Source organism: Nocardia anaemiae NBRC 100462 (genome assembly GCF_001612725.1).
In the GTDB taxonomy this organism is placed as follows: domain Bacteria; phylum Actinomycetota; class Actinomycetes; order Mycobacteriales; family Mycobacteriaceae; genus Nocardia; species Nocardia anaemiae.
The window spans coordinates 38,870-62,300 of sequence record NZ_BDAZ01000026.1 but is presented as its reverse complement, the minus strand read 5'-3'; the positions used below and the strand labels follow the sequence as shown (position 1 = coordinate 62,300).

24 protein-coding genes are annotated in these 23,431 nt (G+C 65.6%); 12 read left to right on the top strand and 12 right to left on the bottom strand.

From position 1 onward, the window contains the following. Positions 1-47: 47 nt before the first annotated feature. Positions 48-638: a TetR/AcrR family transcriptional regulator gene (locus NA5_RS17590; protein ID WP_062987329.1), complete on the top strand. Its 591-nt coding sequence runs from the start codon at positions 48-50 to the stop codon at positions 636-638. Positions 639-884: 246 nt separating this feature from the next. On the opposite strand, the gene NA5_RS17585 is transcribed toward NA5_RS17590, so the two are convergent. The 3 genes from NA5_RS17585 to NA5_RS17575 all read right to left on the bottom strand — a co-directional run bounded on the left by NA5_RS17585 (position 885) and on the right by NA5_RS17575 (position 2,717). Beyond that, on the bottom strand, positions 885-1,394 hold the full coding sequence (locus tag NA5_RS17585) for an NUDIX hydrolase (protein WP_063813452.1): 510 nt from the start codon (positions 1,392-1,394) through the stop codon (positions 885-887). Between the two features lie 43 nt (positions 1,395-1,437). Beyond that, a complete protein-coding gene (locus tag NA5_RS17580) occupies positions 1,438-2,031 on the bottom strand; it encodes a GNAT family N-acetyltransferase (RefSeq protein ID WP_084484215.1) in 594 nt (197 codons plus the stop codon). Positions 2,032-2,216: 185 nt separating this feature from the next. Further along, the gene (locus NA5_RS17575) at positions 2,217-2,717 is read right to left on the bottom strand and encodes a GNAT family N-acetyltransferase (protein WP_062987327.1); all 501 of its coding nucleotides are present in this window, start codon (positions 2,715-2,717) and stop codon (positions 2,217-2,219) included. A gap of 62 nt (positions 2,718-2,779) precedes the next feature. Here NA5_RS17575 and NA5_RS17570 point away from each other — a divergent pair, with 62 nt between their 5' ends. Next, positions 2,780-3,415, top strand: coding sequence for a class I SAM-dependent methyltransferase (locus NA5_RS17570; RefSeq protein ID WP_062987326.1), 636 nt, complete (start codon positions 2,780-2,782; stop codon positions 3,413-3,415). A gap of 90 nt (positions 3,416-3,505) precedes the next feature. Further along, positions 3,506-3,898, top strand: a complete 393-nt coding sequence (locus tag NA5_RS17565) for a hemophore-related protein (protein ID WP_062987323.1) — start codon at positions 3,506-3,508, stop codon at positions 3,896-3,898. A 17-nt stretch (positions 3,899-3,915) separates the two neighbouring features. Here NA5_RS17565 and NA5_RS17560 read toward each other — a convergent pair whose 3' ends face one another. Together NA5_RS17560 and NA5_RS17555 are read right to left on the bottom strand one after the other, a co-directional pair. Next, entirely contained in the window at positions 3,916-5,100 is a 1,185-nt protein-coding gene (locus NA5_RS17560; protein ID WP_062987321.1) for a sensor histidine kinase, read from the bottom strand. Continuing rightward, the gene (locus NA5_RS17555; RefSeq protein WP_062987319.1) at positions 5,097-5,753 is read right to left on the bottom strand and encodes a response regulator transcription factor; all 657 of its coding nucleotides are present in this window, start codon (positions 5,751-5,753) and stop codon (positions 5,097-5,099) included. Before NA5_RS17555 ends, NA5_RS17560 begins: the two co-directional genes overlap by 4 nt. A gap of 150 nt (positions 5,754-5,903) precedes the next feature. On the opposite strand from NA5_RS17555, the gene cqsA reads away from it, so the two are divergent. After that, positions 5,904-7,124 carry an alpha-hydroxyketone-type quorum-sensing autoinducer synthase gene (gene cqsA / locus NA5_RS17550; protein WP_084484214.1) on the top strand — a complete coding sequence of 407 codons (1,221 nt, stop codon included), beginning with the start codon at positions 5,904-5,906 and terminating at the stop codon, positions 7,122-7,124. Position 7,125: 1 nt separating this feature from the next. Here the strand turns inward: cqsA and NA5_RS17545 are convergent, their stop codons facing one another. The 7 genes from NA5_RS17545 to NA5_RS17515 form a co-directional block, all read right to left on the bottom strand. Further along, positions 7,126-8,619, bottom strand: a complete 1,494-nt coding sequence (locus NA5_RS17545) for a sensor histidine kinase (RefSeq protein ID WP_084484213.1) — start codon at positions 8,617-8,619, stop codon at positions 7,126-7,128. A gap of 108 nt (positions 8,620-8,727) precedes the next feature. Next, positions 8,728-10,362: an NTF2-like N-terminal transpeptidase domain-containing protein gene (locus NA5_RS17540; protein ID WP_169811318.1), complete on the bottom strand. Its 1,635-nt coding sequence runs from the start codon at positions 10,360-10,362 to the stop codon at positions 8,728-8,730. A gap of 225 nt (positions 10,363-10,587) precedes the next feature. Then, entirely contained in the window at positions 10,588-10,965 is a 378-nt protein-coding gene (locus NA5_RS17535; protein ID WP_062987518.1) for a VOC family protein, read from the bottom strand. Between the two features lie 89 nt (positions 10,966-11,054). Further along, the gene (locus tag NA5_RS17530; RefSeq protein ID WP_062987315.1) at positions 11,055-11,753 is read right to left on the bottom strand and encodes a helix-turn-helix transcriptional regulator; all 699 of its coding nucleotides are present in this window, start codon (positions 11,751-11,753) and stop codon (positions 11,055-11,057) included. A gap of 133 nt (positions 11,754-11,886) precedes the next feature. Further along, positions 11,887-12,495 carry a hypothetical protein gene (locus tag NA5_RS17525; RefSeq protein ID WP_062987314.1) on the bottom strand — a complete coding sequence of 203 codons (609 nt, stop codon included), beginning with the start codon at positions 12,493-12,495 and terminating at the stop codon, positions 11,887-11,889. A 153-nt stretch (positions 12,496-12,648) separates the two neighbouring features. Beyond that, positions 12,649-13,473 carry an alpha/beta fold hydrolase gene (locus NA5_RS17520; RefSeq protein WP_062987312.1) on the bottom strand — a complete coding sequence of 275 codons (825 nt, stop codon included), beginning with the start codon at positions 13,471-13,473 and terminating at the stop codon, positions 12,649-12,651. Between the two features lie 9 nt (positions 13,474-13,482). After that, complete coding sequence (locus NA5_RS17515) at positions 13,483-14,952, bottom strand: PucR family transcriptional regulator (protein WP_218020111.1); 1,470 nt, start codon at positions 14,950-14,952, stop codon at positions 13,483-13,485. 193 nt (positions 14,953-15,145) lie between these two features. On the opposite strand from NA5_RS17515, the gene uraD reads away from it, so the two are divergent. From uraD to NA5_RS17475, 8 genes are all read left to right on the top strand, one after another. Further along, positions 15,146-15,658 (top strand): 2-oxo-4-hydroxy-4-carboxy-5-ureidoimidazoline decarboxylase, encoded by a 513-nt coding sequence (gene uraD, locus NA5_RS17510; RefSeq protein ID WP_062987308.1) that lies wholly within the window; start codon positions 15,146-15,148, stop codon positions 15,656-15,658. Further along, positions 15,655-15,954 (top strand): hydroxyisourate hydrolase, encoded by a 300-nt coding sequence (gene uraH / locus NA5_RS17505; protein ID WP_062987306.1) that lies wholly within the window; start codon positions 15,655-15,657, stop codon positions 15,952-15,954. Before uraD ends, uraH begins: the two co-directional genes overlap by 4 nt. 3 nt (positions 15,955-15,957) lie before the next feature. Beyond that, complete coding sequence (pucL, locus tag NA5_RS17500; protein WP_062987304.1) at positions 15,958-16,833, top strand: factor-independent urate hydroxylase; 876 nt, start codon at positions 15,958-15,960, stop codon at positions 16,831-16,833. Positions 16,834-16,835: 2 nt separating this feature from the next. Then, the gene (locus NA5_RS17495) at positions 16,836-17,711 is read left to right on the top strand and encodes an FAD binding domain-containing protein (RefSeq protein ID WP_062987302.1); all 876 of its coding nucleotides are present in this window, start codon (positions 16,836-16,838) and stop codon (positions 17,709-17,711) included. Beyond that, the gene (locus NA5_RS17490) at positions 17,711-18,181 is read left to right on the top strand and encodes a (2Fe-2S)-binding protein (protein WP_062987300.1); all 471 of its coding nucleotides are present in this window, start codon (positions 17,711-17,713) and stop codon (positions 18,179-18,181) included. Before NA5_RS17495 ends, NA5_RS17490 begins: the two co-directional genes overlap by 1 nt. Further along, positions 18,178-19,524, top strand: a complete 1,347-nt coding sequence (locus NA5_RS17485) for an 8-oxoguanine deaminase (protein WP_062987298.1) — start codon at positions 18,178-18,180, stop codon at positions 19,522-19,524. The genes NA5_RS17490 and NA5_RS17485 overlap by 4 nt, the downstream gene beginning before the upstream one ends. Beyond that, positions 19,521-21,854, top strand: a complete 2,334-nt coding sequence (locus NA5_RS17480; RefSeq protein WP_174555241.1) for a xanthine dehydrogenase family protein molybdopterin-binding subunit — start codon at positions 19,521-19,523, stop codon at positions 21,852-21,854. Before NA5_RS17485 ends, NA5_RS17480 begins: the two co-directional genes overlap by 4 nt. Before the next feature lie 132 nt (positions 21,855-21,986). After that, positions 21,987-23,429, top strand: coding sequence for an NCS2 family permease (locus tag NA5_RS17475; protein WP_062987296.1), 1,443 nt, complete (start codon positions 21,987-21,989; stop codon positions 23,427-23,429). Positions 23,430-23,431 lie beyond the last annotated feature (2 nt).

Sequence of the window (23,431 nt, the reverse complement as noted above, 5' to 3'; positions counted from 1 at the left end):
GCATAGATAAGCGGACCGAACGGGTCCACTTTGCTACAGTTGCCTGCATGAGCGCAGTCGACCGTCTGTTGTCCGAGGCATCCGGCACCCCGCGAGCCGACGCCCGCCGCAACCTCGAACGCCTCATCACAGCCGCCCGCTCCGCGATCGCGGACACCGGCGTGACCGTCACCGCTCGAGAGATCGCACAGCGCGCCGGTGTCGGCAAGGGAACCTTCTACCGCCGCGTCCCCTCCCTCGACGCGCTGCTCGAGGCCGTGCTCGAGGAGGTCCTCGACGAGGCCGGAGCTGCCGCCGACCACGCCCTCGCCGATCCGGACCCGTGGCACGGGTTCACCGAGTTCGCCACCGTCTACGTCCGGCTGCGTGCTGAAAGCTGCGGCGTCAACGACGCTCTGGGCGGTGCGGGATCCTGCGATCTCGGCGACACCATCACCGAGCTCGGGGACAGGCTGCGCCGCCTCGTCGACCGCGCACAGCAGGCGGGGGCCATGCGCGACGACATCACCTGGTGCGATGTCGCTTTCGCGCTCGCGGGAGTCGCCACAGAGCCGCGCACCATCGGCCTGCAAGCCGCGCCGGACCAGTGGACCCGAAACCTGCGCATCGTGCTCGACGGACTCGAGTCGCGACGCTGAGTCTGTGCGCGCGTCGCTTGCCGCCTACCACGAAGAAACCCATTTCAAGCTCGACCTTGCACCCGTCGACAGTTCTCCGATCTACCAGCGCAAAGCCGATGGTTGGCTGTGTCGAGTCGATGAAGACGGTTGGCTCTCTGAGCCGGGCCCTGACCTCGATGAAAGCGGCGCGATCGGGGAGACGTCGGTCGGTTTCGGCGACACTGAAATATTCGCGCGCCACGAGTTCAATTTCGCTCTCGGCGTTCAGTATTCGTCTGCCTCGCCCGACAAGCTGGTCTCGCTCAGCACGCGCGACTGGTCATTGGCCACCGGCAGGGACCACCCCTGCTCGCTGAACGATGCTGATTCGCCATCCAGGTAGGCACGGATGCCTACGGCCGGGTACTCGATGATGTCGTCGGGCAGTTGCTCGATCGAAAACCATTGCACGGCGGAACATTTGTCCGGCTCGCGGTTGAACGGTTCACCACGCCAATGTGGCGTGTGCAGGAATATCCCCAGTCGGGGCTCGGGCCCGGACCCGGCTACATGCGCAATGTGCACCACACGCAGGTCGGCGGGATCAATTGTGACGCCAACTTCTTCGAATGCCTCACGGGCGGCGGCTGCGGTGATCGGTTCACCCGCATCGAGTTTGCCGGATGGCAAATGCCATCGACCGGCGAAAGCGTCGCTGCCATGGCGTTGGGTCAGCAGCAGTCGATTGCCGTCGGTGAGCAGCACGTGCACGTCGATCAGGTGGCGGTCCGCCATGACAGGCAACTCCTGTAATTGGTCGGTTCGCGTGGAACATGTCTCAGGAGACGCGCAGAGCTTCCGGGGCATCCATGATCCAGAACATCCCGCGACCTGATTCCGCAGGCGCGCGTACCTCGCGTGGTGCGATCCGGTCGAGTCGGTATCCGAGTCGGCGGGGGATCGCGGCGCTGCGGATATTGGCTTCGTCGCAGTGGATTTCGACGTGGTCGATGCCGGGGAGGGCCAACGCGATTCGAGTCAGGGCGGCGGCGCAGCGGGTGATTACGCCGCGGCCGGTATGCGCGACATGGCACCAGTAGCCGATTTCCAGAGTGCGCGGACCGACACGGTCGTGGAGTCCGATCACGCCGCGCACGGTCCCCTCGAGGTCGAAGATGCCGTAGTTGCAACCTCCGTCGGGGCTCGGCCAACTCGTCGCCATCGCGTCGCCGAAGGTGCGTTGCCGCTCGAGTGTCGTGGGTTCGGCGAGCCAGTCCATCCATGGATGGAGATGGTCGAAGGAGGCGATGACCGCGTCGAATCGTGGTACCAGATCCTCGGGCTGCCAACGGCGCAGCAGCAGGTCACCCAGGTTGATCTGCTGAGGCGGCGCGATTCCGGGCGCAAGCGCGGCTGGTTGCTCGGTGGTCATCTCGAGATGTTGGCAGCTCGATCCGACATGCGGCAACGTAATAACGTCGGCAGGGCTGGCCCAGGCCCGGGGGCTGCGTCGAACGCAGTCGAATGGTGGTCGCCCACGGCGAATTCGACCGCCATATCGCTGCGCTCGGCGAGCTGCCGGAGGCGGATAGCGGAGGAAGCAATCTCGACGCGGAACTAGTTCTCCGGGTAGAGATCGAACTGCTTGACGTATCGGTGAGCAGGAACCGACACAGGCCCATCGGGTCCAGGCGCCTGGTGACTGAAAAGGCCCTCATCGACCCATCCGTTCCGGGCGTAGAAGGCACGCGCTCGGGTGTTGCCCGGAACTACCGCCAACCAGGCGCGCGAATGTCCACCGGCACGTATGCGCTGCTCGGCGGCACCGAGCAGAGTTGCGGCGATTCCGGTGCCACGGTGGCGGCGGGATAGGTAGACCTGGTCGACTTCGTCGTCGAGGGTCATGACGAAACCGGCGACCTCGTCATCGATGATCGCGACGACAGTGTCGTCGATTCGCTGTGTGGCGCGTTCGCCGAATGATTCCTGAGGGCGGACGGCGATGAGTTCGTCGGGGACATTGCCCAGATGGGCGTCGCGCCAGCCTTCGTACCAGATGGCCGCGATGGATTCGGCGTCCGCGGGGCGGGCGGGGCGCAGGTATGCGGAGTCGGTCATCAACGCAATGTAGCCCGGCGCGGGTTGACATGAACCCTGGTTCAGGTTGCAGGCTGGGGAGCATGAATCGACCGGCTGAATTCTGGAATGCTGCCTATGACAACGGGTCCGCGCCGTGGGTGATCGGGGAGCCGCAGCCCGCGGTGCTCGAACTGATCGAGCAGGGATGGATGCGGGGCGCGGTGCTCGATGTGGGGTGTGGTGCCGGTGAGCACACCATTCGGCTCACCGAGCTCGGCCATGACGTGCTCGGGGTGGATCTCGCGCCCAGTGCGATCGCTTATGCCAGGGCCAATGCGCGCGAGCACGGGGTGGCCGCGCGGTTCGAGGTGGCCGATGCGTTGGATCTGGGGGACGAACCCCGCTACGACACCATTCTCGACAGTGCGCTGTTCCATGTCTTCGCCTACGACAACGGTGATCCGACCGATTATCTGCGCAGCCTGCACCGGGTGCTGAAGCCCGGCGGGTATCTCCACATCCTCGCGCTCTCGGATGCCGAACCCGGCTTCGGCCCGCGCATCAGCCGCTCCGCGATCTCCGACGCGTTCGGTGCGGGCTGGGAGTTGGAGGAACTGGAGGTCGCACGCTATCGCGGACGCGTAAGCGAGGCGGTCGCGGAGGCAGCGGAACTAGGTCTCACCCCGGGCAGCATTGTCGACGAGGCAGCCTGGCTCGCCCGCGTGCGCCGTTCCTAGCACTGTGCAAACACCGACCCTGGTGGACTGTGCATCGGATCGCGGCACTGCCTGCCGTGATTCGATCGCCAATGGAAAGGGTCATTCGTCATGACATACACCCGTACCGGATTCGTGCGAACCGCTGTCGCGCTCGGCGGTCTGCTGGCGGCGGGGGCGCTACTGGTTCCTGGAACCGCTTCGGCGCAACCGGGCATCGGCGGCGGACTGATCGAGACGACATGCAGCTTCGCGCAGGTGGATGCGGCCGTTCACGCCGAGGCGCCCAAGCTCGCCGAACGCCTGGACAGCCATCCCGAGCGCAAGGCCAAGCTGCAGGAATTCCTCGGGCTGCCGGTCGAGCAGCGCAAGCAGCGCGCCCAGCAGTGGCTCGACAACCACCCGAATGCGCGGACCAAGATCGAGGAGAAGCGCAATTCGCCCGAGGGCCAGCAGAGAATCGACAAACTGCGGCAGATCGCGAACACCTGCCACAACTACTGATTCGAACGCGGGCGGCGCTATCCGGCGTCGCCCGTTCGGTTTTCGATGGTGACCGTGACGGTGAGTCCGCCTTCGGGCCGCGCGGTCGCCCGGACTTCGCCACCGTGCGCGTGCGCGACCGACCGCACGATCGACAGCCCCAGCCCCGCACCCCGGCTGTTCGGTGCATGCGCTGATTCGGCGACCCGCTCGCCGGAGGACAGTCTGCGGAACGGTTCGAAGAGTCCGTCGACCTCGAAGGCAGGCACTACCGGGCCGGTATTCTCCACGACGAGTTGGGCATTGCCCGCAGAACTAGCGGATCTGATTGAAACCCAACCATTTTCGTCGACGTTATAGCGAATCGCATTGTCCACCAGGTTCTGTGCCAGGCGCTCCAGCAATACCGGATCGCCGGAGACCGGAGCCGCCTCGATATCGGTCCGGATCTCGATACCGGCCAGGGCGGCGGCGTCGCCCGCGACCGTGACCACCCGACGGACCACCTCGGCCAGATCGACCCGACTGCGCTCGATGAGCCGCTGCTCACTGCTGGCGAGCACGAGCAGCCCGTCGATCAGCCGCTCGTGCCGGTTATTGACCTCCAGAAGCGTTGCCCCGAGCCGTCGCGTCGATTCGGGTGCGTCGGGATCGTCCAGCGCCACCTCGATCAACGTGCGATTGATGGTCAACGGTGTGCGCAGTTCATGCGAGGCATTGGCGACGAAGCGTCGCTGACCGTCGAAGGCGCGATCCAACCGCTCCAGCATGGCGTCGAAAGTGTCTGCCAGATCCTTGATTTCGTCATCGGGCCCGGTCAGCGCGATCCGCTCATGCAGGCTGCGATCGGCCACCCGCCGCGCGGTCGCGGTGATCTGCTGCAGTGGATGCAGGGCTCGCCCGGCCAACAGCCAACCCAGTCCACCGGCGAGTATCCCGATCGCGCCGAGTGATACCAGCGACCAAATGAGCATCGCCTCCAAGGTGTCGCGGCGCTCCTTGGCTGCTTGCGCGGTCAGCGCCTGGTACAACTCCTCGGTGACGATCGGCCGGTTCCGCTTGGCCAGGTACTCGCGCACGAGGATCTGGGCACCCATGCCGTGCCGCCGATCCAGCGACCGATCGAGATAGAAATACATCAGCGCAACGAGAATCGCCCCGGCGATGAAGAACGCGCCCGCATACAGCAGGGTGAGCCGGAGCCGAATCGTGCGACCCCTCACCGGATGCGGTACCCCACGCCCGCCTCGGTCTCGATCACCGGCGGATCGCCCAACTTCCGGCGCACCATCATGATCGTGTATCGCACCACCCCCGTGAACGGGTCGATGTTCTCGTCCCATGCCTTCTCCAATAGCTGCTCGGCCGACACCACGCCGCCGTCGGCGCGCAATAACTCGGTCAATACCGCGAACTCCTTGCGCGACAAAGAAACCGGCTCGCCGTCGCGGGTGACGGCAAGCCGATGCGGGTCGAGCCGAATCCCGGCTCGCTCGAGCACCACCGGCGTCGCGGGCCGCGCGCGCCGCCCCAGCGCCTGAATGCGGGCCACCAATTCTGCGAATGCGAACGGTTTGGTCAGGTAGTCGTCGGCGCCGAGGCCGAGCCCTGCGACTCGCTCGGCCACCGCCGCAGCGGCCGTCAGCATCAGAATCCTGGCGTCGCTGCCTGCCCCGGTGAGCGAGGTGCAGACGATATCCCCGGATACCGTCGGTAGATCGCGATCCAACACGATCACGTCATAGTCGTTCACGCCGACCCGCTCCAGCGCGTCCGCGCCGTCGTACACCACATCGACCGCCATCGCATGCCGCCGCAGCCCATCGGCTATCGCGTCGGCCAGCAACCGCTCGTCCTCGACAACCAGTACCCGCACCCGACCATCGTGCCTGTTGTCGCTGTTAGGCCGCTGTTAGGGCGACAGATGCCGCGTCGAGTTGGCGATTTCGGCGCATTCGGCGATGCGGAGTGATTCAATCTGCTCGGTTGTGCTCTGTAGTAGCTGATAGCAGTGAAAGGAGTTCAGATGACAATGTCGGTTGCCGACCGCATATTCTTTCGCGTCAACCGATTCCATCGGGAACGGGTCGCGATCGCATGGGGCGGACGGCATATTATGCACGGCCGCAAACCGAGGCCGGGTGATGTCGTGCTCTCCAGCAACGACTATCTCGCACTCGCCCGCGAGCCGCACATCGTCGGCGCGATGTGCGCGGCCGTGCAGTACGCGAGCGGGGGAGCGCCGCCGTCGGGCGTCTTCCTACACGGCCCGGACCATCCGCAGATCGCGCTGGAAAAGACGCTTGCGGAACATATGCGGGCGGCGGGCGGAATTCTGTGTCAGTCGGGCTGGGATGCGAATGCCGGATTGATGCAGTCGATCGCCGATGCGCAAACGCCGGTCTATGTCGATCACATTGCGCATATGTCGCTGTGGCACGGAGCGAAAACTGCTGGCGCACCGGTATATTCGTTCCGGCACAATTTTCCCGGCCATCTGCGCGACGAGATCCGCAAACACGGACCGGGCATCGTCGCGGTGGATTCGATTTACAGCAGCAATGGGAGTCGCTGTCCGCTCACCCAGATCTGCGATGTCGCCGATGAAACCGGCAGCGTGCTGGTGGTCGACGAATCGCATTCGATCGGCACCGACGGGCCCTACGGTGCGGGCATGGTGGTCGCGCTCGGCCTCACGGATCGGGTGCCGTTTCGGATCGCCAGCCTCGCAACGGCTTTCGCGGGACGCGCCGGATTCGTCGCCGCGAACAATATCGATTTCGTCGACTACTTCAAGATGGAATCCGACCCCGCGGTCTTCTCCGCGACACTGCTGCCGCACGATATAGCAGGCCTGGCCGCGACGCTCGACGTGATTCGCACCGATGATTGGCGGCGGGTCCGACTGCGCGAGATCTCCGCGGTCGTGCGGCGTGCGCTGATGGCATTGGAATTCGATCTGGAGGGTTCGGCCAGTCAAATCGTCGCGCTGCAGACCGGTTCGGATGAGCGCACCATCGCGATCCGCGACTTCCTAGAGGCCCGTGGTGTTTTCGGTTCGATCATGTGCTGGCCCGCCACCGCACCCGAACGTGCGCGCATCCGCTTTGCACTGCATGCGGGACTCACCGATATGCAGGTGGATCGGCTCATCCAGGTATGCGCCGAGCTGCGCGACAACTTCGGCGCGATGGCACCGCTGCGTTACGAAAGGCCGACTGCAGCACAACTCGTGCCGACTCGGTGAACTAAGCGGTCGCCGCACGCGGCAGGATCACCGTGAAGGTCGCACCGTTGCCCGGCTCGCTGTCCACGCTCACCCGACCACCGTGCGCTGCCACCAGGGCCTGCACGATTGATAGCCCCAAACCCGTTCCGCCGCTGGCCCGGGTGCGCGAATCGTCGGTGCGATAGAACCGTTCGAACACTCGGGCAGCAGCCTCCGGCGTGAGGCCGTGGCCGGTGTCGATGACGTCGATGCGCACCTCATCGGCGGATGGGGTGAGCCGCACGGTGATCGCGGCGGTGGTCGGCGTGTGAGCCAGCGCATTGCCGAGCAGATTGGCCAGCACTTGACGCAATCGCGCCTCGTCGCCGGTCACATCCATGGTGCCGACGCCCGGACAGACCTCCAGCGTGATCGGGCGTTGCGGTTGCTGGCGCGCCGCCATGGCCTGGGCATTGTGCACCGCATCGCCGGCGACGGTCAGCAGATCCACTTGACTGCGGTCGAGTGGGCGTTTGGCATCGAGGCGCGCGAGCATGAGCAGGTCCTCGACCAGCAGGCCCATCCGCTCGGCTTCGGCCTCGATGCGGCCGACCACCATGGACGCATCCGTGCTCGCGCCTTGGCGGTAGAGTTCGGCGAAACCGCGAATCGTGGTGAGCGGGGTACGCAATTCGTGGCTGGCGTCGGCGATGAACTGGCGCATCCGGCGTTCGGAGCGTCGAGCGTCCTCCTCGGATGCCTCGGTCGCGGCGACGCCGTGCTGGATCTGCGCGAGCATCGCATTCAACGAGCGCGCCAACCGGTCGACCTCGGTATCGACACCGCGCACCGGAACGCGCCGATGCAGATCGCCGCCCGCGATCGCCGCAGCGGTCTTCTCGACATTGCGCAGCGGCCGCAGACTGCGTCGCACCACGAAATACCCGACCACACCGAGCGCGATCAGCGCGGCCGCTCCGGTGCCGAGTTCGAAGTAGATCAACCGCGATACCGTCTCCTGGTTATCGGTGAGCGGCAGCGCGATGGTCGTCGAGCCGTACCGATTGCTGGTGGTCAGGGCACGCCACTGCACTTCGGATCCGTCGGTCGAGCCGACCGTCGTGGGGACCGACGCCGTTTGCCCGTCGATATCCGGTGTGGTGCCGATGCTTGCGACCGTGACCGAGGTGCCCGGATAGATCTGTCCCTCAGGACCCTTGTGCAACTCGTAGAAGCGGCGGGGTTGATCGGTGAACAGTCGAGGTGGCGGCGCCTGTGGCAGGTCGGCCGGAACCCACACCGTCGCACCGTCATTCGTGACGACCTGCTTCATCTCGCGCGGTTCGGCCCACGAACGAGCGGCATCGTAGAGCTGCTCGTCGGTGCGCGCGGTCAGCGATCGACTCAACGCGGAGGTCACCGCGAAACCGGTGGAGACCAGCACCATCGCCGCCAGAAAGACCAGGGCGACAACAAGCCCCACCCGCAGCGGAATGGCCGAGACCCGCCGGGCGAGTGATTCGCGCAGTCTCATATCCAACTCGGCTGCGGTGCGCGCAGATCGCTGCTCATTCCATAAGCGTGCCGGGCGGAGCAAGGCCGGAGCTCAGAACAAGCTGGGTGTTGGCTGTGAGCCGTGGACCTATCCGAGATCCGGATGGAAAATGCGTTCGGCCGCGTTCCGAAGGGTGGTGCTGCTGTCGGGATCCTCGACATGGAGTGCGAAGACCAACTCGCCGGTATTCGCGAGCAGCCAGCCCTGCCCGCCGGCGGTGCTGAAATATCCGCCGCCGCCGATCAGCCCGCGCAGTTGGTCGACCAGCGCGGGAGGCAGCGGACTCGATTCGGCTGAAGTGGTTGCCGGGCGGCCGATTTCGATCATGGGCGGGGTGATGCGGCCATTGGCGATGGCGGCGGTGAGAATGGCCATGCCGTAGGGGCTGGCCTGGATTTCGCTCGCCCGGCCGCCGCGTCGGAACTCTTCGGTGCCCGGGGCCGGGATTCGCGAACTCACCTTGCCCAATCCGGTGAGCTCGAAATCGACGCCGAGTCCGAGCGTGCGGGCGGCCTGGCCGATCTCGTCGAGGGATACGTTCTGCGCCGGTTTGTGCGCGATGGTGGCCGCGGCCGTGCGCAGCAGTTCGGTAATGCCGCCGATCGGGGCGAGCCCGGCGAAGGCAACCGGTTCGCTCGTGCTGGCCGCGTTGTTCTCGGCGGCGGCGACAATGGCTCCGGTCGCGGGGCGGATCGCCACGACGGCCGCCGGATTCCCGAGATAATTGACCGCATCCTGGGCGGCGCGCTGCCAGTACGGATCCAGGGTGGAGGACACATCCGGCGCCGGTGTGCCCTGCTGTCCGGCGATATTGGCGACCGGAAGTCCGTCGGGCCCGGATAGCTGCACCGCCCAGCCCGCGGTCCTGTCCCGGTTGGCCTGCCACACCGTGCGCAGCGCGTCGAGCATGGGGGATTGAATTCGGCGGTCGGCGGAGATCAGCCGTGGCTGCGGCTGCACCACCACTCCTGGAATCGGTGTGATATCCGGTTCGAGTACCAGGAAGTCGTCCTGCCGCAGATTCACCGCGACGACCGGTTGCCCCTTGGCGGCGGCGAGTTGCGCGCGCAGGGACGCACCGGTGATCAGCGGGGCGATCGGTTCGATGGCTTTGGCCAGCGCGTCGGTGGTAGCGACCGGATCGGTGATGCGGGCGGGATCTAGCCGGATGACAGCGATGGTCTGCTCGGTCATCAACGTTTGGCCGAGAGCGTCCTTCACCACCGGCGGCGGCGTCGGGTAGGCCTTTACCAGGTTGACCTTGCGGGTGTTGTCCAGTTGCGGCAGGGCGATGGTGGGCTCCCAGGAGATGCGCCATCCGGTCGCCAACTTTCGCACCGTGCCGTGCGCGTCGTATGTCCAGTTTCGATCGGGTCCGAATGTCCACGCACCCTGCAGGGCGAAGATTCCCTCCGCGGTATCCAATGCGATGAATTGCGACAGCCGGAAGTCCGGAGCACCGGAGCCGAGCCCTTCGAATATCTGTCGCAGCGATGCGGCGGCATTGGTCGGTTGGGTGGTCAATTTCGCGGCTTTATCCGCATCACGCTTGTTCAGCAGTTCGGTGAACTCTTCGACCGCGGCCCGCGCGCCGTCCGGATACTCCTCGAACGAACAGGCGCAACCGCTCAGCGCCACCGAGAGAATCAGTGCGCCGAGTGCGGCCGACCAACGTGTGCGATTCATATGCGGCCCGACGCCATGACCCGGGGAAATGCTCATCGGGATCCTCGATTCTCGAGTCCAACCGCGATTGATGGTCGTCAGCATCCGATAGCGCAGCGCAATGGACTTCGAGGCTAGCCCGCGCATTCGGCAGCCATCCATTCGATAAATCGGATAGCTGCCGAATTGCGATGGACTCGAGATATGGACTTATGTTGGCTCCCCGCAACAAAGTTCGAGCCGACCGGGGGACCTCGGCCGATGGCCGAGGTCCCCGTCGGATCACGACTGTGGCGGTGGGCTGAAGACGCCGAAGTCGTTACCGGAGGTGTCGCGGATGTGCGCGAACACCAGGCCGTCCTTGGCGGTGACCGGTGGCACCGAGAGCTTGCCACCCAGCTTTTCGGCGGCCGCGACTGTGGCAGCCACGTCTTGTACGAGTACGAAGAATGTCGCATGGTTGGCCGAGGCGTCGGGGGTGTGCGAGATGCCGCCGCTGGGTGCCTCGCTCGCGGGGGAGGTGATCAAGTCGTAGCCGTCGGCATTCGGATCCGCGGCGAAGCTCCAGCCGAACAGTTCGCCGTAGAACTTCTCGACCTCCTGCGGGTTATCGCTGCCGACCTGGAACCAGGCAACCGTGTTGAAAGGGGGAGTGCTCACCGTGTCGTCTCCTCGTGATCGGGTATCGGTGTCTTGCCCGATCACGATCACCCGGCGCGGCGACAACCCCCTGTCGGTGTTTTCTCATCTCACAGCGCGACGGTGCGAAGTTCGCAATCCTTCGGCATATCCGTCGGGTTGAGCGGGCGCGGCGACATCGGGGTATCGGTCATGGTCACCGCGCGGATGCGGTCGAGCCGGAAGCAGCGCGAGTCCGCACGCAACCGGCACCACGCGATGAGATACCAGCCGCGCGAGCCATTGAGGAATGCCGTCGGCTCCACCTCCCGCTCGCTGACCGCGCCGAAGCGGTCCGAATAGCTGAGGCGCAGCACCCGTCCCGCCTCGATCGACTGCCCGATGACCGACGGAATCGCTGGGACGGGTTGCGCATCGACCGGCTCCAGTAATCGGACGCGGGCGGCGAGGTCACGGGCGGCGGCCGCATTGCGCTCCGACATCACCCCGAGAATCTTGCGCAAAGCACTGCGCCCGGCCTGGTCGAAGGGTGTCGCCTCGTTGCGCGCCAAGGCCAGTGCGAGTGCGACCGCCTCGGCCGCCGTGAAGTTGAGCGGCGGCAGCGACATGCTCTTCTCCAAGGCGTACCCACCGCGCCTGCCGACATCCGCATAGATCGGAATACTCGCCTGCTGCAGAGCAGCGATATCGCGTTCGATCGTTCGAACGCTCACCTCATAACGCTGCGCCAACTCACGCGCGGTCCGCATCCGCGGCGCCACCGCGCGCAACTCTTCCACGATCGCATATAGCCGATCCGTACGGTTCACGCTGCCACGCTAGCGGCGACCACCGACATGAATCGCCCGCCCGAATTGCCTTGGCGGGACGCGGTATCGGTTGGGGTGTCGCATAACCAGTGAGCGCCTTGTCCGGGTGTCACTGGATATGCGACCGCTCGGTTCACCGCTTGGGCGAGACCAGCATCGGTTCGTGTAGGTCGAAGTATTCGACTTCGCCCATGAGTTCGTTTTCCTCCTCGAACAGGGCGCGCAGATCGTCTGGAATCTCCAGCTTTTCGTGAGCGCGGGCCTCGGCTTCGGAGGTGAAGTACACGGCCTCGACGTATCCGTCGCTGCCGTAGGTCGCCAAGGTGCCGCCCAGAATTTCGGGGCGCAATTCGTGGATGCGCTCGGTGCCTTCGGCGAGCAGTTCGCGCATGCGGCGCGGATTGCGGGTATGGCCCTCCATGACCTGGACGAACCCGGCCTGATCCGAGCCACCGCCCAGCCACTGCGTTACCTCGGGGCAATCCATGAACTGCACCGGTCCGTCGAAGCACTGCTCGGTCTCGGCCCACCACCGGCCCTGCTCCGGACGCTGGCTATTGCGCCGCGCCGCTTCTTCGGATTCGAACCTCGCCAATGCGATGAACGTCCCGTCATTGCACAACCCGCTGGTCGTCCCGAGATAGCCGACCGCTCCCGGCTGCAATTCCTCGATCCACCGATCCATACACCGACGCAGCCGATCGGCGTCGGCGACCTTTCCCTGAATAACTTGGATGAACATCGAGTCCTCCTAGTGCGGAGGGATCACTCCGCTGTCTAGCGAGGCTGACGCGTCGTGGTCCACCGAGGATGCTCGCACCGCCCGGCCCGCGAACGCGGCCACCGCACAGCTAATAGTTCGCCGCGGCGCAGCCGTATGCAAGACCGGAACGAGTCAGTTTGCTTCGGTGCAGTTCGTCAGGAAGGTTTCGACCAGCTGGTTGACGACATCGGGGACCTCGGCGGCGGCGAGGTGCGCGGCATCCTCGATAATCGCCAGCTCAGCGCCTGGAATGGACCGAGCCATGGTCTCCAGTTCGGGTACCGGGAAGGTGCGATCTTCGCGGCCGCCGACGACCAGTGTGGGGCAGGTGATCGCGGCGAAGCGGTCGCGTTGATCCGGGCGTTCGATCACTACCGAACGGACGGCATGAGCGACCGATTTCGGATCGTTGCGGCGCGCGGTTTCCAGGACCCGGCGCACGACATCCGGGCGGGTGCTTTCGGTGGTCGGTCCGAGGAAGGCGCTGACTACCGAGCGAGTGAGCGGTGGGCGGATGCCGCGCAGGATTCGGACGATGACCAGCAGCGCGGCGTACTCCAGTTTCTGACGGGGCGGAGCCGGTGAGGCCGTGCCGTTCATCAAGATGGCGGATCGGACGCGGTCCGGAAACTCGGCGGCCAAGGTGCCGCCGATCATCGCGCCCCAGGAGTTTCCGATGAAGTGGGTCCGCGGAAGTTCGAGGTGGTCGAGGATGTCGACCACACAGCCCGCGCACTCGTCGAAGGTGAAGCCGCGGGTGAGTGGAGTGGATTTCCCGTGGCCGGGCGGGTCCACCGCGATGGTCAGATAATTCTCGGCGAAGTGGGCGACCTGAGCGTCCCAGAGACCGGCATCCATGAGCAGACTGGGCCACATCACGAGCGGATCGCCGTGCCCGGTTGTGACAACGTGCAGGGTGCCGAGCCGAGTCGGGATATTTAGATCCGTGCTGTCCATGTGGGTCCTTCAGCGGAGGGCGAGGGCGAGGAAGAAGTCGACGCGGTCTTCGAGGCGGGACAGGTCGCGGCCGGTGAGTTCCTCGATGCGTTGGATACGGTAGCGCAAGGTATTCACGTGAACGTGAAGTAGCTCAGCGCATTTGGTCCACGAGCCGGAGACCTGGAGGAAGGTTTCCAAGGTGTGCACGAGGTCGGCGCGGTTTTCCTGGTCGTAGCTGCTCAATGGGTCGAGCAGGCGCAGGCGGAACATGCGGCGGACTTCGTCGGGCACGCTGGCAAGCAGGAGCATATGGGTGGCAAGTTCGTCGTGGCCGACGACGCTGGTCGGGGTGGGGCGGTCGGCGGCCAGGCGGCGGGCGTAGCGGGCTTCTTCGACGGCACCGCGCAGGCCTTCGCCGTCGACAATGCCGCTGACACCGATCGATAGGTGAGCGCCCTGTAGTCCCGGCTCCAAAGCGGTTACGGCACGGTGGATTTCGCTGATTATCGAGCCGTCGGCGGGGATCAGTGCGATGACTTCTCCGTCGACCACACCTGCGGCAGGCCTTTTGCCATAGAGGATTTCGCGGAGCAGAACGCGTAATTCGCCGGGGCGCAACGCATCTGCCCCGGCTGCCACCGCGATATAGGTTTCGGCTGGGCCGAGACCGGTCAGTTCCAGGCGCGAAATGATTTCGGCCGGTTTGGCATCGGAGACGATCAGTTCGATGAGTTCCTGGGCGAGGCGGCCCTCGGCGCTCTGGCGATCGTCGAGTCGAGCGCGTTCGAGCGATACCACGGCGGCGAGCTCGCCGGTCAGCGCGCCACGCTCTTCCGGCCAGTCCTTGAAGTCGCCTTCGAAGACCAGGAACCAGTCGGCGGCGCGCGAGGTGCTGTGCTCGTCGACGGCGAACAGCGAATAGCGCGCCTTGCCATGGACCAGCGCGTGGGGGAGGCGGCGAGCGTTCAGGAAAGCGGCCGTGACCTCGACCGGCGGTGGCGAAGCTGGTCCGGCCACTACGCGTCCGGTGGACGCTACGACCCAGCAGCGCATGCCCAGATCGCGTCCGATCAGCTCCAGCACCGAGCCGAGACCGGTGCCCGAAACGAGTTGCCGGTGCCGGTCGAGGATGGCGGTCAGATCGGCGGCGCGCCCGGTGGAAAGATTGCGCGTCAATGTCTCGGTGACGTGGGCGAACGCGACATCCTCGCGGACACGGAACAGCGGTATCCGATGCCGCTGACAGGCCTCGACAACATCGGGCGGCGCGCCGCCGTATCGGGCGTCACCAGCGGCGAGTCCAGCGACCCCGGCCTGGGCCAGCGCGCGCACGAAGGTCTCGCTGTCCTCCGGCGAAAGCCGCCATTGCAGACCGGTCAGCACCAGTTCGCCGCCGGAGAGATAGCGACTCGGGTCGAGCATGTCGGTGGTCACTACCCAGCGCACGAACCGGTCGAGCTCTTCCTCGCCGGTGACGAGCTCGAGACCGAGATTCATGGTCAGAAGTGATCTAAGTCGCACAGTTGCCGAGGCTAACAGCCCAGGTCGCACCCATCCGGCGACGCTTTGGATATTCACACAAATGAGCCCATGTGAACTGGCGCACACTTCGGATTTCTGGGTCCTAGCAGCGCAGATGACCGGCGGGTGTACTTACTCCCAGCACAGAACAAGCTCGATGGGAGATCGGATGTCCGCTGAGATCGGATGGCTCAACTCGCTGCCTCCGGACCAGGCCGAGGCGGAACTGCTGACCTGCTGCGCCTCCCGTGTGTGGGCGCAGAAGGTGGCGGCGCATCGGCCCTACGTGGACAGCACGAGCCTGATGGCCGCCGCGGTCGCCGGGGTCCGTGAGCTGAGTTGGCCCGATATCGAGGAGGCGCTGTCCGCGCATCCGCGCATCGGCGACCGCGCGAAGGTGGGCACACACGAGCGCGAAGCCGCGTGGTCCGCCGGTGAGCAGTCCGGCACGGCGAGCGCCGACCAGCAGACACTCGATGACATCGCCGCTGGCAATCTGGCCTATGAGCAGCGATTCGGACACGTGTTCCTGATCCGCGCAGCGGGCCGCTCCGCCGAGCAGATCCGCGCCGAATTGCGCAGGCGCCTGGCGAATACCGCCGAGGGCGAACGTGTCGCGACGCAACGCGAACTCGCCGATATCACTCGGCTGCGGATCCGAAAGCTGTTGGAGGACAGGTGAGTCTGTCCACCCATGTGCTGGATGCGGCATCCGGTCGTCCGGCGGCGGGGCTGCGGGTGCGGTTGGAAAAGGCCGACGGCACCGTGCTCGCCGAGCGCCGCACCGACGACGACGGGCGCATCAAAGATCTGCCCGCCCCCGAAATCGGTGTGCACCGTTTGATTTTCGAAACCGGTGACCTCAGTCCGTTCTACCCGTCGGTGACCATCGACTTCCGAGTCGCCGACCCAGCCGAGCACTACCACGTGCCGCTGCTGCTCAGTCCCTATTCCTACTCGACCTACCGAGGTAGCTGAACCATGTCGATCAAGCTCGGGCCGAATAGATACGGCAAAGCGGAAAACCGGGTCGTCCGGGTGACGAAAACCGGTGGCGTCCACGAGATCCGGGATCTGAACGTCGGTGTGGCGTTATCCGGCGATATGGACCAGGTCCACCTGACCGGTGACAACGCGACGGTGCTGCCGACCGACACCCAGAAGAACACGGTATTCGCCTTCGCCAAGGAACATGGCATCACCTCGCCGGAAGCGTTCGGTCTTTTGCTGGCACGGCATTTCGTCGATTCCCAGCCGCCCATCCACCACGCGCGGGTCTCCCTGGAGGAGTACGCCTGGGAGCGCATCGTGGTCGGCCCCGGCGACAAGCAGTACTCGTTCGTGCGCTCCGGCCAGGAGACCCGCACCTCGCGGGTGCACTACGACGGCGAAAACACCTGGGTGGTATCGGGTTTGACGGGTCTGGTGGTGCTCAACTCCACCGGCTCGGAATTCCACGGCTACATCAAGGACGAGTACACGACGCTGCAGGAGGCCTACGACCGCGTACTGGCCACCGAGGTCAATGCGGAATGGCGTTTCGCGAGCGAACCGGGAGACTGGGACAAGGCCTACCGCGAGGTCCGCGGTGCGCTGCTCGAGGCATTCGCCGATACCTACAGCTACTCGCTGCAGCAGACACTCTATGCAATGGGCGACCGGGTGATCAGCGCGGTCCCCGAGGTCTGCGAGGTCCGGCTGTCGCTGCCCAATAAGCACCACTTCGCCGTCGACCTGTCCGGCTTCGGACTCGCGAACGACAACGAAGTGTTCTTCGCCGCCGACCGCCCCTACGGCCTGATCGAGGGCACCGTACTCACCGAGGACGCCCCGGCGCCCGGACCGGCTTGGGAGTGACGATGGATTTCCTACGACCCGATACCTGGGCCGAGGCGCTCGAGCTCAAGGCCGCCAATCCGGAGGCCAAGCCCATCCAGGGCGGCACCGACGTCATGGTCGAGATGAACTTCGACCACGGCCGTCCGGTGGCATTGCTCGACCTGAACCGCTGTCGCGACCTGTTCGATTACTCGACTGAACCCGACGGCCGGATCCGGATCGGCGCGGGCGTCCCGTACGTGCGCATCATCAACCGGCTCGCCCACCAGCTGCCCGGTCTGGCGCAGGCCTCGCGCACGGTCGGCTCGCCGCAGATCCGCAATCGCGGCACCGTCGGCGGCAATCTCGGCGGTGCGTCCCCGGCCGGAGACGCCCACCCCGCGCTGCTGGCGGGCAATGCGGTGATCGAGGTGGAGTCGGCCGCGCGCGGCCCCCGCCTGATCCCGATCGACGACTTCTACGTGTGGGTGAAGAAGAACGCCCTCGAGCCCGACGAACTGATCCGCGCCATCCTGATCGACCCCGCGACCGGGCCGCAGTACTTCGCCAAGGTCGGCACCCGCAATGCCATGGTCATCGCGGTCTGCGCATTCTCGATCGCACTGCATTCCGACACCCGCACGGTCGGCACCGGCATCGGATCCGCCGGACCGACGCCGCTGCGCGCGACACCGGCCGAGCAGTTCCTCGCCGAGGCGCTGGACTGGGATGACCCGGCTCCGTTGCCGTTCGATGTCGTCCGCGAATTCGGTGAGCTGGTCTCGGCCGCCGCCAAGCCGATCGATGACGTGCGCGGCACCGCTGAATACCGCAAACATGCCCTGACGGTGCTGGCCCGCCGCACCCTGTCCTGGGCCTGGACGGACTACCTATCAGAAAGAAGGAGGGCAGCCTGATGCGTGTGACCTTCGACGTGAACGGCTCGCAAGAGACCGTCGACGATGTGTGGGAGGGCGAGAGCCTCCTCTATATGCTGCGCGAGCGCATGGGCCTGCCGGGCTCCAAGAACGCCTGTGAGCAAGGCGAATGTGGTTCGTGCACAGTCTATTTGGACGGCACGCCGGTGTGTTCCTGCCTCGTGGCCGCGGGGCAGGTGCAGGATCGCTCGGTGCGCACGGTCGAGGGCCTGGCGAACGGTCCGAAACTGGATCCGATGCAGCAGGCTTTCGTCGAGGCCGGTGCGGTCCAATGTGGTTTCTGCACACCGGGTCTCATCGTGCAGGCGCACGATCTCATCGAACGCAATCCCGATCCCTCCGATGTGGAGATCCGCGAGGCGCTCGCCGGAAACCTCTGCCGCTGTACCGGATACGAGAAGATCCTCGACGCGGTCCGACTGGCCGCGGCACGTAAGGCGGGCCAGTGAAGACTGTTATCGAGAACGCCTATATCGCGCCGGTCGTCGGTGCCGAGATCGCGTCCGGATATATCGTCATCTCCGAGGGCCGCATCGAAGCCCTCGGCGCCGGACCCGCCCCGATCGTGCCGGGTGCCGAAAAGATCGACGGCACCGGCTGTTTGGTGACCCCGGGCCTGGTCAACACCCATCACCACCTGTATCAGTGGGCGAGCCAGGGACTGTTCCAGGATTCCACCCTGTTCGAATGGCTGACCGGTCTCTACCGCACTTGGGCGCGCATGGACGCCGATGTCGTCTACGGCGCGGCCGCCGCCGGTCTGGGCTGGCTGGCGCTGACCGGCTGCACCACCAGCAGCGACCACCACTACATCTTCCCGAAGGGCCGCGGCGATCTGTTCGAGGCCGAGGTGCGCGCGGCGAGCGAGATCGGCCTGCGCTTCCACCCGTGCCGCGGTTCCATGGACCGCGGACAGAAGGACGGCGGCCTGCCGCCGGACGAGGTGGTCGAAAGTCGCGACGAAATCCTCTCTCACACTGCCGAAGTCATCGATAAGTACCACGATCCGTCGTTCGATTCGATGCTGCGGGTCGCCGTCGCGCCCTGCTCGCCGTTCTCGGTGAGCGAGGGTCTGATGATCGATTCCGCGACATTGGCGCGCGCCAAAGGTGTTCGGCTGCACACCCATCTCGCCGAGACACTCGACGAGGAAGAGCACTGCATCGAACAGATGGGCTGCACCCCGGTCGAATACATGGAAAAGCTGGGTTGGCTCGGTGAAGACGTCTGGTTCGCGCACGCGGTGCATCTGCACGACGCCGATATCCGCCGCTTCGCCGAAACCGGCAGCGGCTCCGCGCATTGCCCCAGCTCCAACGCCCGGCTCGGCGCGGGTATCGCCCGCGTCAGCGATCTGGTGGCCGCCGGTGCGCCGGTCGGCCTCGGGGTGGACGGCGCGGCGTCGAGCGAGTTGACCTCGATGGCCGGGGAAATGCGTCAGGCCATGCTGTTCCAGCGCGCCGTCAACGGCCCGACCGCCTTCACCGCCCGCCAGGCGCTCGAGGTCGGCACCCTCGGTGGCGCCCGTAATCTCGGCCGCCACAGCGAGATCGGCAGTATCGAACCGGGCAAACTCGCCGACCTCGCCATCTGGCGGGTCGACGGCTTCCGCTCGGCGATCGAGGATCCGGTCTGCTCCCTGGTTTTCGGGCCGACACCGCCACTGGCCCGGCTGCTCGTCGGCGGGCGCACCGTCGTGGAGAACGACGAATTGCGCACCGTCGCACAGGATGTCGTCGGTCGCGCCGGTGTCGCGGCTCGCAAACGGTTGATGCGACAGGAGGCACGATGACTGTCCCACGGACCACCCGCTTCCCCGAAGAGGTTGCCGCGCCGGGTAAGGGCGGCGTCGGGGAGAGCCCGCTGCGCCCCGACGGCACGTTGAAGGTCAAGGGCGAGTTCGCCTACGCCTCCGATCTCTGGATGGACGGCATGCTCTGGGGTGCGACGCTGCGCAGCCCGCATCCGCGCGCGATCATCCGCGGTATCGATATCGCGCCCGCACTGGCCATGACCGGTGTGCACGCGGTGCTCACCCATGAGGATGTGCCCGGCCGCAAGATGTACGGCCTCGACCACACCTGGGATCAGCCGGTCCTGGCCATCGGCGAGGTGCGCCACCACGGTGAGCCCATCGCCCTGGTGGCCGCCGACCACTCCGAGATCGCGCGGCGCGCCCTCGACGCCATCGAAATCGATTGGGAGGTACTGGAACCCATCACCGACCCGATGGCGGTGCTCTCGGCCCCGAAACGGCTCGCGGTGCAGGAACGTGGCGGCATCGCCAGGCACCAGCCGGTGCGCGTCGGCGATATCGCCGTGGGCCGCGCGCTGGCCACCGTGGTGGTCACCGAGGAATACGAGGTCGGCATTCAGGACCAGGCATTCCTCGGCCCCGAATCCGGCCTGGTGATTCCGGCCGAGGACGGTGGACTGGACTTCTACGTCGCCACCCAGTGGATGCACAACGATCTGTCCCAGATCGGCCCGTGCCTCGGTCTGGCCGACGACCAGATCCGCATGACCATGGCCGGGGTCGGCGGTGCCTTCGGTGGCCGCGAGGACCTGTCCATGCAGATCCATGCGGGCATGCTGGCCATGCACACCGGCAAGCCCATCAAGATGATGTACAACCGCGAGGAGTCGTTCTTCGGGCACGTGCACCGGCACCCGGCGAAGATGCTCTACGAATACGGTGCCACCGATACCGGAAAGCTCACCTACGCAAAGGTTCTCATCGTCCTCGACGGCGGCGCGTACACCTCGGCGACGCTGAATGTCACCGGTAATGCGTCCTCGCTCGCGGTGGGTCCGTACGAGATTCCGCATATCGAGATCGACGCCTACGGTGTCTACACCAATAATCCGCCGTGCGGTGCGATGCGCGGATTCGGCGCGGTGCAGGCCTGTTTCGCGCACGAGTCGATGATGGACAAGGTCGCCGAGGCGCTGGATCTGGATCCGGTGCACGTGCGCCAGATCAATGCGGTGTCCCAGGGTTCCAAGCTGGCGACCGGTCAGGTGCTGCACGCGCCGACGCCGATGGCCGAAATGCTCGGGCAGTTGCGGGATATGCCGATGCCTCCGGAGCTGGACGCCTCGGACATCCGGAATCTGCCCGGCGGAGCATCGCAGACCACGCACGGTGAGGGAGTGGTGCGTGGTGTCGGCTACGGCGTCGGCATCAAGAATATCTGCTTCTCCGAAGCCTTCGACGACTACTCGACCGCCCGGGTGCGGTTGGAAGTCATTGCGGGAGAACCGGTTGCGCTGGTGCACACCGCCGCCGCCGAGGTCGGCCAGGGGCTGGTGACGGTCGAGGCGCAGATCGCGCGCACCGAACTCGGTATCGAACGGGTCACCATTCACCCGGCCGATAACCAGGTCGGCGACTCCGGTTCGTCATCCGCGTCCCGGCAGACCTATATGACCGGTGGTGCGGTGAAGGCCGCCTGTGAAGCCGTGCGCCAGCGCGTACTCGACCTGGCCCAGACCAAGTTCGGTGCCTCGTCGGGCCTGCGTCTGGTCGGCGGCAAGGTGGTTTCGCGGACGGGGGAGGTGCTCGCGGCGATCGTCGATGTCCTGGATGAGGGGGTTATCGAAGAGACCCGCGAGTACCACCACCGGCCGACCACCGGCATGGATCCCGTTACGGGACAGGGAAATAGCCACACTCAGCTGGCCCTCTGCGTACACCGCGCGGTGGTGGACGTGGACACAGAACTCGGCCTGGTCAAGGTCGTCTCCCTGGACGCCGTCCAGGACGTGGGCAAGATCATGAACCGCCTGTCCCTGGAGGGCCAGATCCACGGCGGCTCCGTACAGGGCCTCGGCCTGGCGGTCATGGAGGAAATCCAGGTAAAAGACGGTAAGGTGCGCAACCCGTCCTTCACCGACTACCTGATCCCGACGATTCTCGATACGCCGTCACAGCGGCTGGAGATTCTCGAGAATGCCGATCCGCACGCCCCCTATGGGCTGCGCGGCGCCGGAGAGCCGCCCACGCTCTCCTCTACCCCCGCGATCGCCGCGGCGATCCGTGACGCCTGCCGATCACGGGGTGGAAACGTGCACATCAACCGAGTGCCGGTGCGACCGGAAGACATCATCCGGAGCAGTTGATCAACAGGGGCAGCCGGTTCCAGTGGACCGGACAGACTCCACAACAGCAGTACCCGAACCGCGCGGTCCGGCCCAGTCCGAAAGGACAGCCGCCGGACCGTAGGTCGGCTACGCCCCGAGGAGGGCACGCCAATGACCCAGATTCAGACCAAGCCGAGCACACCAGAGCCGGTAGCAGGAAGGTCTGCGCTCGACCGGTTCTTCCGGCTGAGCGAACGCCGAACCACCGTTTCCCGCGAAATCCGTGGCGGCATTACCACTTTCGTCGCCATGGCCTACGTTATCCTGCTGGTGCCGCTGATTCTCGGCGGTGTCGCGGATGTCAACGGTGACAAGCTGAGCATCGCTCAACTCACCACGGCCACCGCGTTTTCCGCGGGACTCAGCACCATCCTGATGGGCGTCGCGGGCAATGTGCCTTTGGCGCTCGCCGCCGGACTCGGTGTGGTCCCGGTGGTCGCCTTCCAGGCGGCCCCGCATATGACCTGGCCGCAGACCATGGGTCTGGTCGTACTGATGGGCGTGATCATCGTGGTGCTGGCCGCGACCGGACTGCGGACGATGATCATCAATGCCATCCCGCTCGGTCTCAAGAATGCGATCGGCGTCGGGATCGGCATGTTCATCGCGATGATCGGGCTGGTCTCGGCCGGGGTGGTCGGGCACGGCGCGCAGACCGGTCCGCCCGTGACCCTCGGCGCGGGTGGTCACCTATCCGGTTGGCCGGTGGTGATTTTCGCGGTCGGACTGCTGGTGATGCTGGCACTGTTCATCCGCAAGGTGCCCGGTGCGATCCTGATCAGCATCGCCATCTCGACGGTGCTCGCCATTATCGTCAACGCACTGGCCGAGATCGACCCGCAGACCTGGGGACCGGTGGTGCCGGAGAAGCCGCAGGGATTCTTCGCCGCACCCGATTTCGGGCTGGCCATGAATATCGACCTTTTCGGCGGATTCGCCGAGGCGGGCGGGCTGGTCGCGGGCGTCGTGCTGTTCACCCTGGTGCTGACCGGTTTCTTCGATGCCATGGGAACGGTTTTCGGCGTTTGCGACGAGGCCGGACTGCTCGATGAGAAGGGCACCATGCCGGGTATCGGCAAGGTCCTGACCATCGACGGCATCTCCCAGGTCATCGGCGGTGTCAGCGGTGGCGCCGGAAATACCGTGTACGTCGAATCCGCGACGGGTGTCGGTGAGGGCGCCCGCACCGGACTGACCAGCCTGGTGACCGGTGGATTGTTCTGCCTGGCAGTATTTTTCACCCCGCTCGCGGCCGTCGTGCCGATCCAGGCCGCCGCTCCGGCGCTGGTGATCGTCGGTGCGTTGATGATGACCCAGGCCCGCAAGATCGATTGGAACGATCTCGAGGTGGCGGTGCCCGCCTTCCTGACCATCGTGCTGATGCCGTTCACCTACTCCATCACCAACGGAGTCGGCGCGGGCCTGATCGCGTACGTGGTGATCAAGCTGGCGCGCGGCAAATTCCGTGAAATCCATTGGCTGATCGGGGTAGTGAGCCTCGTGTTCGCCGGTTACTTCGGCATCTCGGCCATCGAACTACTCCTGGGCGGATAGCA